Origin of the sequence: Vibrio salinus, from assembly GCF_021272385.1 — a bacterium.
GTDB lineage: Bacteria > Pseudomonadota > Gammaproteobacteria > Enterobacterales > Vibrionaceae > Vibrio > Vibrio salinus.
The window spans coordinates 981617-994560 of record NZ_JAJSDZ010000009.1 but is presented as its reverse complement, the minus strand read 5'-3'; the positions used below and the strand labels follow the sequence as shown (position 1 = coordinate 994560).

At 42.0% G+C, this 12944-nt stretch carries 12 protein-coding genes; 7 read left to right on the top strand and 5 right to left on the bottom strand.

The window, feature by feature from the left end; translation table 11 throughout:
* Positions 1 to 14: 14 nt before the first annotated feature.
* Positions 15 to 782 carry a DeoR/GlpR family DNA-binding transcription regulator gene (locus LRQ06_RS12870; protein ID WP_232766917.1) on the top strand — a complete coding sequence of 256 codons (768 nt, stop codon included), beginning with the start codon at positions 15 to 17 and terminating at the stop codon, positions 780 to 782.
* Between the two features lie 142 nt (positions 783 to 924).
* Here LRQ06_RS12870 and deoA read toward each other — a convergent pair whose 3' ends face one another.
* From deoA to LRQ06_RS12855, 3 genes are all read right to left on the bottom strand, one after another.
* Entirely contained in the window at positions 925 to 2256 is a 1332-nt protein-coding gene (gene deoA, locus LRQ06_RS12865; protein WP_232766915.1) for a thymidine phosphorylase, read from the bottom strand.
* 77 nt (positions 2257 to 2333) lie between these two features.
* Positions 2334 to 3110 carry a deoxyribose-phosphate aldolase gene (deoC, locus tag LRQ06_RS12860; RefSeq protein WP_232766913.1) on the bottom strand — a complete coding sequence of 259 codons (777 nt, stop codon included), beginning with the start codon at positions 3108 to 3110 and terminating at the stop codon, positions 2334 to 2336.
* Between the two features lie 259 nt (positions 3111 to 3369).
* On the bottom strand, positions 3370 to 4305 hold the full coding sequence (locus LRQ06_RS12855) for a LysR family transcriptional regulator (RefSeq protein WP_232766911.1): 936 nt from the start codon (positions 4303 to 4305) through the stop codon (positions 3370 to 3372).
* 507 nt (positions 4306 to 4812) lie between these two features.
* Between LRQ06_RS12855 and LRQ06_RS12850 the strand changes: the two genes are divergently transcribed.
* The 4 genes from LRQ06_RS12850 (at position 4813) to LRQ06_RS12835 (ending at position 8667) form a co-directional block, all read left to right on the top strand.
* The gene (locus LRQ06_RS12850) at positions 4813 to 5436 is read left to right on the top strand and encodes a helix-turn-helix transcriptional regulator (protein ID WP_232766910.1); all 624 of its coding nucleotides are present in this window, start codon (positions 4813 to 4815) and stop codon (positions 5434 to 5436) included.
* A gap of 12 nt (positions 5437 to 5448) precedes the next feature.
* A complete protein-coding gene (locus tag LRQ06_RS12845; RefSeq protein WP_232766908.1) occupies positions 5449 to 6627 on the top strand; it encodes an aminotransferase class I/II-fold pyridoxal phosphate-dependent enzyme in 1179 nt (392 codons plus the stop codon).
* On the top strand, positions 6628 to 7611 hold the full coding sequence (locus LRQ06_RS12840; RefSeq protein ID WP_232766906.1) for an ornithine cyclodeaminase family protein: 984 nt from the start codon (positions 6628 to 6630) through the stop codon (positions 7609 to 7611).
* Between the two features lie 81 nt (positions 7612 to 7692).
* Positions 7693 to 8667: a DMT family transporter gene (locus tag LRQ06_RS12835; RefSeq protein WP_232766904.1), complete on the top strand. Its 975-nt coding sequence runs from the start codon at positions 7693 to 7695 to the stop codon at positions 8665 to 8667.
* Positions 8668 to 8856: 189 nt separating this feature from the next.
* On the opposite strand, the gene LRQ06_RS12830 is transcribed toward LRQ06_RS12835, so the two are convergent.
* Positions 8857 to 9129 (bottom strand): antibiotic biosynthesis monooxygenase family protein, encoded by a 273-nt coding sequence (locus tag LRQ06_RS12830; protein WP_232766902.1) that lies wholly within the window; start codon positions 9127 to 9129, stop codon positions 8857 to 8859.
* A 652-nt stretch (positions 9130 to 9781) separates the two neighbouring features.
* On the opposite strand from LRQ06_RS12830, the gene LRQ06_RS12825 reads away from it, so the two are divergent.
* A complete protein-coding gene (locus tag LRQ06_RS12825) occupies positions 9782 to 10147 on the top strand; it encodes a cupin domain-containing protein (RefSeq protein WP_232766900.1) in 366 nt (121 codons plus the stop codon).
* Between the two features lie 566 nt (positions 10148 to 10713).
* Here LRQ06_RS12825 and LRQ06_RS12820 read toward each other — a convergent pair.
* On the bottom strand, positions 10714 to 11619 hold the full coding sequence (locus tag LRQ06_RS12820) for a LysR substrate-binding domain-containing protein (protein ID WP_257794102.1): 906 nt from the start codon (positions 11617 to 11619) through the stop codon (positions 10714 to 10716).
* 122 nt (positions 11620 to 11741) lie between these two features.
* Between LRQ06_RS12820 and metC the strand changes: the two genes are divergently transcribed.
* The gene (gene metC, locus LRQ06_RS12815; protein ID WP_232766898.1) at positions 11742 to 12890 is read left to right on the top strand and encodes a cystathionine beta-lyase; all 1149 of its coding nucleotides are present in this window, start codon (positions 11742 to 11744) and stop codon (positions 12888 to 12890) included.
* Positions 12891 to 12944 lie beyond the last annotated feature (54 nt).

The following is a 12944-nucleotide window of genomic DNA, read 5'->3' as shown; positions in this document are numbered from 1 at the left end:
AAGAGAAAAAACGAATGATTCCAGCCGAACGCCATAGAGCAATTCTGTCTGCATTAACAGAACAACCCATCATAAGCATCACTGAATTAGTTAACATTCTCGATGTGTCTCATATGACAATAAGACGTGATATTGCAAAACTTGAAAAGTCAGGAAAGGTAATATCTATTTCCGGTGGGGTTAAATTACCAACACAATTACACGAAGAACTGCCTCATTCCAAAAAAATTACAGAACGCGTACATCAAAAAGAACAGATCGGTAAACTGGCTGCAGACCAAGTGCAAGCAAATACAACAATATATCTGGATGCAGGAACAACTTCGTTAGAAGTCGCGAAACAATTAGCAAACCGGGACGACCTCATTTTCATCACAAATGATTTCCCTATTGCTACCTATTTAATGAACAACTCCCAGAGTAAAATTTATCATACAGGTGGACTAATCGATCGTGCAAACCAATCCGCTGTAGGGAGCAAAGTCTCTGACTTTTTATATACTATGAATATTGATATTGCATTCATATCAACATCGTCATGGAACATGAAAGGAATCTCAACACCAAGTGAAAATAAAGTCATTGTAAAAAAAACGATCACAGAAGTTGCAAATAAATGCTACCTCATTTCAGATTCATCAAAATTTGGGAAAGTAGCCCCTTTTCATGCCCTACCTATAGGCGTCTTTCATTACATTATTTCTGATTTGGATTTACCCGCTCAGATTGTTGAAGATTTACAGAAAAGGGGAATTGATGTCATCCGGCCAGACATGACATGATGCCCCAAAAATGATAAAGCAAACCACAGCAAAGGCTTCCGGTTTTTATTCTCGCCGTCAGGAAAATCAGTGTCTGTTTTCTCAGTTGAAAGCAGATACTTTCGACCGGATTGAAAGTCTACCTTTCTTATCATGTTAGCCATTAAACCTCTTCCGCCCGAATCTGGCGGTATATATCAGGCGTCGCGATATAGGCATCCGGTCCGACGGTTATCGCCTGCTGCAACGCAGAAGCTGCCTCAGCCCACTGAGCTTCACTGCGGGCATGGATAACAGCCAGCGGCTTATCCCGGCTGGCCACTTCGCCCAGTTTTATAAACTGGTCAAACCCAACCGCATAGTCAATGTTATCTGTTGGAACCCGTCGTCCCCCTCCCATACTCACAACGGCCATGCCGATCGCACGGGTGTCCATCGCAGACACAATGCCATCCACCTTAGCGTAAACCGGTTTGATAACGTCCGCTTTGTCCAGATAAGCCTCGTAGTTTCCGGTAAAGTCTGCCGGGCCTCCCAGCCTTGCCACCATGATGTTAAAACACTCAGCAGCCCGGCCATTATCCAGAACGGTTTGCAGTTTGTCTCTGGCATCTGCAGTCGTCTCCGCCAGATTCCCCAGTACCAGCATTTCCGCACTCAGGGCCATGGTTACCTCAAACAGCCGTGGGTTTCGGTAGTCGCCGGTAAGGAAACGAACCGCTTCACGGACTTCAAGCGCATTACCCGCAGAGGAAGCCAAAACCTGATTCATATCGGTCAGGATTGCCGTTGTTTTGGTTCCGGCCCCATTGGCAACAGCAACAATTGATTTGGCAAGCTCTTCGGACTTTTCATACGTAGGCATGAAGGCTCCGGAGCCAACCTTGATGTCCATCACCAGAGAATCCAACCCCGCGGCCAGCTTTTTGGACAGGATGGAGCTTGTGATCAACGAAATATTGTCGACCGTTGCGGTGATATCCCTCACCGCATAAATCCGTTTATCGGCAGGAGCCAGATTGCCGGTCTGCCCTATCACCGCCACCCCCGCTTCCTGAGTAACGGAGCGAAATGTTTCCGTATCCGGAGTAATGTTATACCCGGGAATGGATTCAAGTTTGTCCAGCGTGCCACCGGTGTGACCCAACCCCCTTCCGGAAATCATCGGAACATAACCACCGCAGGCCGCCACCATGGGACCCAGCATCAGTGAGGTCACGTCACCGACACCGCCCGTCGAATGCTTATCCACAACCGGACCATCAAAGCTCATGTGTTCCCAGTTAATGACCATACCGGAATCCCGCATCGCGCAGGTAAGATCGGTACGCTCTTCCATCGTCATGTCATTAAAGAACATCGCCATAGCAAAGGCGCCAATCTGGCTCTCTGAGATCGTATTATCGGCAACGCCCTGAATGAAAAAGCGGATCTCTTCACGGGTTAAGATTTCTCCATCACGTTTTTTACGGATAATTTCCTGAGGCAAAAACATATAGACTCCTGAGCTCTTCGTATTTAAGAGCATTTGAATGTAGGGTTTCAGTACAGGGTGTCAGACACACATCGCTATTAGTAGGACGATGGGTCAGCGCTTTCTTTTGTGATTTCCAGCGTATTAAGCAGATTGGTCAATAAACTGGAAGCCCCGAACCGGTAGTGCATTTTGTCGGCCCAGCCCTTACCCAGAATATCGTCAGCCATGGTCAGATACGCATTCGCATCTTCGGCTGTTTTAACGCCACCCGCCGGCTTAAAGCCCACCTTATCAGAGACCTTCATATCGCGAATTACTTCCAGCATAATGCGGGCTGCTTCCGGGGTGGCATTCACCGCGACCTTGCCGGTAGAGGTTTTGATAAAATCAGCGCCAGCCTGAATCGCAATTTCAGAGGCACGTTTGATCCGTTCCGGCTTCTCCAGTTCACCGGTTTCGATAATAACTTTCAGAAGCTTTTCACCACAGGCTTGTTTGCACGCCTTGACCAGTTCATAGCCGCAGCTTTCATCGCCGGCAATCAATGTCCTGTAAGGAAACACAACGTCCACTTCATCAGCGCCATAAGCGATAGCGGCTTTGGTCTCTGCAACGGCAATATCGATGTCGCTATTTCCATGGGGGAAATTCGTCACGGTGGCAATACGAATGTCCGGTGTGCATTGCTCGCGCAGGGTTTTCTTAGCAATCGGTATAAATCGCGGGTAAATGCAAACCGCCGCCGTATTGCCAACCGGGGACTTAGCCGCTTTGCACAGCTCGATAACTTTCTGATCGGTATCGTCCTCATTCAGAGTAGTAAGATCCATCAGCTTAAGTGCTTTCAACGCGACTGATTTTAAATCACTCATTTTTATCTCCAGGTAATAAATTAGTGGGCGGGTTAATACCAGTTACACGAATTAACCGATCATAAAATGACTCAGACTGGTATCCTATCCTGACAAAGAAAATAGAAAAAAAAGAGGATGGGATAAATAGCCATTCAGATAAGGATTTTTTCCTGACGGAAACAGTGATTTATAAACAGCAGGATATGGTCTCAGGCTTCTCTGGTGACTCAGAAGCCTGTGTCGACGTTTCTCGGATCAAACACCTCAGCTATCACGGTTATATCCGAACCCATTTATCCAACTGCTTATCCCAATAAGAAGGCGAGCCGATGTGCTCTTTGAGAGACGAAATAAGCGTACTTAATCTTAGCGGAAGATGCCTTCTTCTGGGATATACCGCATATACCGGCAGTTCCTGAGTCGGTTTCCAGTCAGGAAGTAGCTGGATAAGTTTCCCTTCTTCAAACTCATTGGAAAGTAAATAAGTTGCTATGTAACCAATGCCCCTTCCGGCGATAACCGCGTCCCTGACCGCTTCTGACAGATCAACACGATAATTACCGGATACATGGATATCCACCTGCTCCGGGCCCCGCCTGAATGGCCACACACCAAAGCTGCTCTCTTTGCTGTGATATATGATGCAGTTGTGATTTAACAAATCGTTAGGATGATGAGGGACAGAATTCGCCTCCAGGTAGTCAGGGGCTGCGCACAATACAAAGTTTGTATCCGTAATCCTCTGAGCGACGTAGCCGTCAGGCAGGCTCTCATGCGTGGTAATCCATAAATCGATATCTTCCTCCAGCATATTCACCTTTTGATCATACAAGGTTATCTCAAAGTTTAACGTTCGGTAACGCTTCTGCATACGGTCCAGAACCGGTATCACATGCAGCGTACCAAAGGAGCGGGAAAGGGCCAGTTTTACAGTACCGGATATATGGTCCCTATCATCCGTTATCTGCGCTTGTGCATTTTGAACAGAGTCAAATATTTGAGTACAAAACGCCGCAAATTTTCTGCCCTCTTCGGTCAGGATCAGATTACGGGTTGTTCTTTGGACTAACTGAATACCTAACTCATTTTCTAAAAGAGTAAGCTGCTTACTGACATGAGAGGTAGAAACATCTAATTTTGCAGCCGCTTTTGTAAAACTGCCCGTCGTTTCAAGGATATGAAACATATACATTTGACTCGCTCTCTGCAGCATATTTCTCCTTTGTCACTGTAAAAATCTAACCATAGAGCTGTATTTTATAATAGTTCCGGCAGTGTTGATATAGGGAGATATTTCAGTGTCTGGTTCAAACACGTTTCTGGACATAAACGATTTAGAATAATCAGCCTAATTTTACGCAAATCAGTTAGAAAAAGTAATAATAACAAGCGCCATCCTATTCCTCCTTTCTGAATCATATAGAGCTTACTTAGCATTCGTTCATAGCGATCTGTCTAGCCCAATCTTTTAAAGCACCTAACTGTAATTTAGCTTGCAGGATGAGCCTCTCAATCTCGAATGTGAAAGTCATTGTTTATTAGAGACTTAAAACCATTCAGATAGCAAGTGGGCTAAATATTTTCCAGCTCTCACTGGTTTAGTTCTCGTACTGCAAATTGGCAGGTTTGATTTATTCGATGTTAATAAAAATCGACTAGATTTGTAAAAGCCGAAAAAATCTAGTAAGATAATTTATCTATTTTTGGACAAAGTGTATAAATGGCTAGTATTTTAGAACAATATATTCCAATAACTAAAGCGCTTAGTGCCCTGTTGCCAGGCCTAGTCGAAGTCGTGATTCATGATCTGAAGACAAATACGGTTTTCCATATTGAGAATGCTTTTACCCCTCGAAAGGTAGGAGACAATTCACAACTAGAAACGGAAAACTACGAAAAAGAGCTAGACAACAATAACGTGATTGGGCCTTACAGGAAGTCTAATCCTGATGGCTCGAAGTTGAAGTCAGTTTCTTCACTGTTGACTGATAAAAACGGCTCACCAGTAGGCCTCTTGTGCATCAATATGCAAGTAGATGGACTAGAGCTTTCTCTCAATCACTTGCAAAAACTGATCACTGTGGATGCACAAAAACACAGTGCATTCGTGATCAGTGATTGGCGTGAGAATGCAAATTTAATCATTGCTGAAACTGTCCAAAAAAGAGGCGTTCGACTGGCACAAACTAAAAAAGAGGATCGGATAGAAATAATACGAAACCTTTTTGTCGCTGACATTTTTTCATATAGAGGCTCTGCTGAATATGTAGCAGAAGCTTTAGGTATATCAAGAGCTGGCTTTTATCAATTATTGAAAACAGTAAAGCAGCCAGAAGATAACTAACAGGTACACACAATGATTACTAAACCAAAGCCAATGAGAGATTTTGAACTAGAGGTCTATTTCTCAGAATGGGAATTTACGGCTGAGCACCACATGACTGCATCAGACCTAGAAAGTATGACTGTTAATGATCTACTTTCGATGGCTACTGAAGAGGATCGTGCAGCTTTTGAAAACCTTTGGTTAGGATATACACCAACTTGGGGATCAGCTGAACTAAGACAAGAGATTGCTAATACGTATCAGACCATAAACCCCGATGAGGTTTTGTGTCTTGCAGGAGCAGGGGAAGGCTTATATGCACTGGCTAAATGTATGCTTACAAGCAGAGATCACGTTATCGTTCCAACCCCAAACTATCAGAGTGCTGAAACAATACCACTAACCATTTGTGATGTTACTGGCGTTCCTCTTCGTGAAAACACCAGCAAGAAAGGCGGATGGCATCTTGATATCGAAGATATAAAGGCAGCTATTCGTCCAAACACTAAGCTGATTAGTCTCAATTTCCCACATAATCCAACTGGATACATAATGGGAAAAGAAGAGATGGATGATCTTATTCAGGTCTGTAGAGACCACGGGATCTACATTCTGTCTGATGAGGTTTATCGAGGTGTCGAGCTAGACCCAGAAGTTCGAATGCCACAAATAGCTGATATATACGAGAAAGGTATTTCGCTAAATGTTATGTCCAAAGCATACGGGCTACCAGGCCTTCGAATTGGTTGGATGGCATCTAAGGACAAAGAAGTTCTACTAAGAGTAGAGCGCTATAAACATTACTTGTCTATCTGTAACTCTGCTCCGTCGGAGGTGTTATCCCTAATTGCGCTCAAGAACAGAGATACTATTCTATCTCGTAATCGTGCCATGATGCTGGAAAATGTCCTTGAGTTAGAAGCTCTGTTCGAAGACTTCCCAGGACTTGTAGAGTGGCAACGTCCTTTAGGTGGTTGTATCGCTTTTCCACGTTACACAGGACCAGGAAGTGTCGAGGAATTCTGCCGCTCTTTAGTTGAGGAAAGTGGTGTTCTTCTGTTGCCATCTTCTATTTATATGTCTGAACTAACAGATGTTTCAAAGGATAGATTTAGAATTGGTTTTGGTCGTGCCAAAATTTTCAAAGATGGTTTAGCCGCTATGCGCAAACATTTTGAAAAGCACTACGCTGACTACGCTAGGAAGTAAATGATGGTCATTGTCCCGCTAGAAGATATTAAATCCTTAGTCTCGTTACCAGAAGCAATTGAGTCTGTACGAGATGCATTTGTGTCATTCTCGGCAGGGTTGGTCAGCCAACCACAACCAATGCAAATGTTGTTTAACGAAAGCGATGGTAGCTTCTTTGGTGATTGCCATGTAAAGGCAGCTCAAAAGGGTCAACACCCTTACTATGTTATTAAAATTGCGTCTGGTTTCTATAAGAATACCGAGAAAAGCTTACCAGCAAATAGTGGGCTTAGCTTGGTTATGTCGTCTGAAACTGGTCGCCCTATAGCAATGTTGAATGATGACGGTTGGTTAACTCAGATTCGCACTGCCGCAGCGGGTGCATTGGCTGCATCTTTAAAAACCGTAGATAAAGAAGCTTGCGTTGGCATCATTGGAACAGGAACTCAGGCATATTGGCAGGCTTCATTTATTACCCAGCATATGGGCTTAAAGCGCATTGCTGTAGCTGGACGATCCTATGATTCGAGTGTTGAGTTATGTGAAAGGTTAAACCGTGACTTCGATGTAACTGCTGTAGCTATGCATTCAGCCAAGGAAGTATGCGAGGTAAGCCAGATCCTAGTGACCATAACACCAGCTACACAGCCAATTGTTACCAAAGACGACTTACCAGAGAGTCTACATATTATAGCGGTGGGAGCTGATAGCCCAGGTAAGAACGAAATTGACCCTCAAATCTTGGCTGACGCTGATTATATAGTGACTGATAACCATCAGCAGTGTCTTCATCATGGTGATTTTGGCGTAACTGTACGGGAAAAATTGGTAAAAGAGGACTCTGATATTTCACTTCCACATCTTTTGGCAGGAAAGAATCCAGAAGCAGACTTTACATCAGCCAAAATAACTGTTGTTGATTTGACTGGTATCGGAGCACAAGACTTAGCAATTGCCAGTTTGGTTGTTGATAAATTGAAATGCAAAGATTGCTTGCAATAGTGTTTCCATATAAACAATCATTCTAGCTTCTAAGTAGCAGATAACTGACCATTAGGCGTTCTATAGAATCATGAGGTTTCTATGTTCTCAGGTAACTATATTTTTCTTGGAATTATTGTGAATTTTATATGGGGTAGCGCATTTTTAATCCCTTATTATTTTTCTTCTTTAGATCCAAATATTATAGCCTTAGGTCGTTATTTGACTTATGGAATTATTTCAGTTTTTCTATATATAACAAAAGTAAAAACTAGACAATCACTTACAAAAAGACAATGGCAAACTGCTTTCTTACTCGCTTTTACTGGTAACGTTGGTTATTATTTATTTTTAACAACCGCAATACATCTATGTGGAATAACTATTTCCACTCTGATTGTTGGAACAATTCCTATTTCAATGATAATAATTGGTTGTTTTATCGAAAAACCAGTTAGATTAAATACGATAGTTTTCCCTGTATTATTAATACTAACAGGATTATTCCTTGTTAATATATCCAAGTTTTCAATTACTAGCGCTCCAGATGAAATGAATAATATAATTCTTGGGGTTGTTTTTGCATTTAGTTCTTTAGTATTGTGGACTTTCTATGGTGTTAGTAATGTTACATTTTTGAAAAAAAATGGGTCTATAACATCAATACAATGGTCTGAAGCCATTGGAGTCTGTTGTTTTATTCAAAGTATTGCTGCTATACCTCTGCTACTTTTATGTAAACCAAACCTCACGTCACTATTATTTGAGTCAAGTGTCATGTATGAATATATCTTTAGTAGTTTATTCTTGGGAATCGTTGTATCGTGGTTATCAACCATACTATGGAATAACGTATCCAGAAATATTCCTGTGACACTATTAGGACAAATAATTATATTCGAAACCTTATCCAGTTTGTTTTATGGCTATTTAGTAGATCAAGCATTACCAAGTCTAATTGAATTTTCTTCTATTTTATTGATCATATCTGGTATTTATATGGGGATTAAGATCGATTCCTATAATAATAAAAAACTAAGGCAAACTAACGTTGAGATAGTAGACAAGAGCATTTAATCTAACCCGATTTGGGGCAGATTCGTGTCAGCCAAGAGCTCGCTGACACGTTGATGGACATTTTCGATTTAGGACTAAAATTCAGTAATGCCCCAACAAGCCGCGAAAGGAGCGCAGCGTATTGAGGTCGGATTAATTGGTTTGTTAAATACCGTAGTCGCGCTCTACCTTCGATATACGGGTTTTGAATTATGAATACCATTTGTCATGACCAAGCTTTTGGGCTTCTTGGTGCTCTGCATTTACCTTCCACTGCCTTATGGACTCAAGATCTGACCAATATGAAACAGTAATTCCAACATCCTCTCGTGCCGATTCCACGCCCAAAAAACCTGGTTGTTTTGATGCTAGTTCGACCATTCGATCTGCCATTTGGCCATAACCGCTATCACCTTCAGTGCGGTGAGATGTAAAAATTACCGCGTAGTATGGCGGCTTAGGTGTGTTAGCGATGAGGGACATCTTTACTCCTTTAGGTATTTAACAGTCCTTTTTCAACGGACAATGTCCACATTTTGCAGAGATTAAATATAGACATGATGACTGTAAGAGCCTGATTAATTGCCCAATATTTCAGATAATGAATACAAATGTGAAACATATTGTCCTAATAAGATTCATCATGACATTTGAAGAAAAATAGTCAACCAAACATATAGAGCATGTGTGTTAGAGAAGGGGGAAATTCCACGGGGTTTAGCATAATCGCAAAATGAAATGGGGCTGTTTCGTGACAGTGGAGATCTCGCTGACACGTTGATGGACATTTTCGAGTTACGACCACAGGCTTGTTTCTACCCTTCGGATAACTTTTAGTATCCTCAAACGTTAACGACCACCGTTTCTATCGGTGGTCGATTGGCGTGGATTTGGACAAAACCGCTCACTTATTCGGCGGAATTGTATTTTTATCTTATGCGAGATTTCATAAGAGTTATGCTGTACCATGCTTACGGGGATACACACCACAATGTGTTATTACGTTGTACATGTAGATGCAAACTATTCAAGAGTGATTCGCTACGCTTGGCATTTTCAGTTCAAGGTTGGGATTCGTGTTTACAGCGCAAAGGTTTAGGTTTGGTGGCGGCGTTGATATGTTAAGGAAAGTTCCGTGAATAAAGTAAATATTAGTGAAAAATTTAGTCTATTTTCAGAAGAATGGACTCCAAAAATTATAGCCGAGTCCAATGGGCAATTAGTTAAAATAGCAAAAGGGAGTGGCGAGCTTGTATGGCATCAACATGAAAATGAAGATGAGCTTTTTATCGTCTTTAAAGGACAGCTAACTTTAATGATGAAAGCTGGAGATGTAGTCCTTAACCCAGGTGAAATGTATGTTGTTCCAAAAGGGGTTGAACACTGTCCTAAAGCGCAACCTGATACCCATTTCATGATGGTAGAGCCATCTTCTACCGCACATACCGGCGAAGAACAGACTGAAGTTACTGTGTCATCAGAAAAGCAAGTTTGGATTTAACATATCTAGAAGAAAGCGCTTATGGGGACACACCACAATGGGCTTAAAATCAAACCTGCAATTTACTATAAAGAAGTGGCTTGGACTTGTTCAACACCCAGATAAAGTGTCGGCTTCGCGACACTTATCCTTGTTTGTTAGTTTTTTACTCAACGCCTACAAAAACTTCTCTATATTAACCTTTGATTAGAACCGACTATTGATAAATAACTTGGTGTACTCATGTAGTTATCCCTTACGTCCATAACCCGATTACAAATACAACAAGTTTTTAGGAATTTAAATATCATTTAATAATAAAATTTTCAGAAAATGATAATGACAAGTTAGGCGATGAATCATTTAAATCCTGCGCGAGCCCAAATTTGGGAGTTTTCTGTCACGGTCTCTCTGCTTCTAACCATAAGAAAAAGTACGGTGATTCCAGTGGCAAGATCTGCCACTAAGTAATTATGTTAACGCAGAATGGGGCAGAAACGGTTTAGCACCTTAATTTTAACCAGTGTAAGTTGGGTAAGGCATCCTTTGAATCAGCAGAAATTCTTCAAATATTAATTAAATAAATTCTAGTACTGATCCAATACCTCTTTTAAGTCTTTGTCGAGTTGGATACGTAAAGCACGTGTGAAATTACGAGCACTATCTGATAGTGGTGAGCCTGGTCGAAAAACCATTAAACCAGTGAACTTTATTGGGTAGCTAAATTCCCGAATAACAATATTGGTATGCATAAAATCGTAAGCAACTATCGGATTAACCAACCCTACCCCAAGATTCAGACGTGCCATTTCACAAATAGTTATAGAATATGGAGTTTCAACCTGGATAGGAAGAGACAGATTAAGTGACCCCATTATTTCACTCAGTTGCTTTCGAGCTGTATCTTCTGTGTTCAACGCTAGAAACCGTGAGTTAACCAGATCTTCTGGAGTAATGAGCTTTTTTTTTGCCAGTGGATGACGCCGAGACATAATGATAACCCCGGGACAAGACAAAAATGTGGAAGACTCTAATCCTGAAGTGGGTATTTCGTTTGCCATCAGTCCAAAATCAACCTGTCCGGCAGCCACTTGATCGTAAACATCCCTTGAACTGGATACCCTTAATGAAATTTGTACATCGGCATTTTTTTGGCTGAATGACGCAATCGTTCGTGGCAGAAACTGATTACCCAAAGCGGGATAGGCTGCTATCGCCAATCTGCTGTCATCAATGTTTTTCAACGATTTAATGCGGTGTTCTATAGCCTCCATTCCAATAAAATGGCGGTCAACATCTACCATTAAACCTTGAGCTTCTCTTGTTGGTACCAAACGTCCACGAGTTCGTTCGAATAAATTGAATCCTGCATATGCTTCCAATTTACGTATCGCCTGACTCACAGCAGGTTGGGATATATTCAGTTTATTCGCTGCCTGACTAGTGCTTCCATTAAGCATTACTGCTCGGAAAATCTCTATTTCTCGGTACAAATGTATAACCTCAGCTTATAAGGTAAATAATTTCTAGTGTTGATGTAATCATAACGAAATATGTAATCTAAAGGAAATCAGGATAACACCTAATTAACATCACGCACTTATCAGAGACTACTATGCAGTTTAAAGATCCCAAAAATAATTCATTCGCTAGCTTATCTCCAGCAGTTTGGAGAGCATCAACCGTTTTATTCGATAACTTTGAAGATTTCATCAGCCGTAAATCCCGACAACCCGACGGTTACAGCTACGGTATTACCGGCACACCAACTTCTCGACAACTGGAAACTCGCGTGGCCGAGTTAGAAGGGGCTAAACACTGCATCATCACACCATCAGGCCAAAGTGCATTGATGACTGCCACAATGGCATTTATTCGCGGTGGCGATCATATGCTGATCTCTGACTCATGCTATGGCGCTTTAAAAACATTTAGCCGTAAATGGTTAAGCCAGATGGGCGTTGAAGTCGAATTCTATCCCCCCACCATTGGTAAAAATATTGAAGAGTTGATCCGCCCTAACACTCGTATGATTTGTCTGGAATCACCAGGAACCGTCACGATGGAAATGCAAGATATCGATGCAATTACCTCTGTGGCGAAAATACACAACGTAAAAACCATGATGGATAACACTTGGGCAAGTCCTCTATTTTTCAAGCCTCTTGATCATGGTGTTGATCTGTCTATTGAAGCGGCAACCAAAATGTTCGGCGGTCATTCCGATTTGCTCATGGGTACAATCAGCTTAAACAACTTCGATGATTATGATGTATTACGTGAAACCCAAAGTGTTCTTGGTCAGGCAGTGAGCCCAGATGACATATTTCTGGTATTGCGCGGTATAGAAACATTTGAACTTCGTTTGCGTGAACAAAGCAAACAGACTCAGCATATTGCCCGGTGGCTTGAACAACAACCGCAAATAGAAACAGTGATGTACCCAGCTCTGGAATCCGATCCGGGCCATCAGATTTGGAAACAACAATACAGCGGTGCGGGTTGCCTGTTCTCTTTCACTCTCAAAGAAGATAGTGATGACGCAATTGCCGCATTTTTTAACACTCTCGAAGTGTTTCCAATTGGCGCAAGCTGGGGGGGAACTCACAGTCTAATCGCCTACTATCCGGCAGAGCAACAGCAAGCTCGTCACTATTCTCCAACCTCCAAAGCGATCATTCGAGTTTCGATCGGTTTGGAAAATGCCGACACGTTAATTGCCGATCTACAGAAAGCACTAAACGCTTGGCAGCATGCTCTCTAAACGGTTCTAGCGAACCAAAATAATATTAGTTAACCCTCAATAAAAGGACTTTTG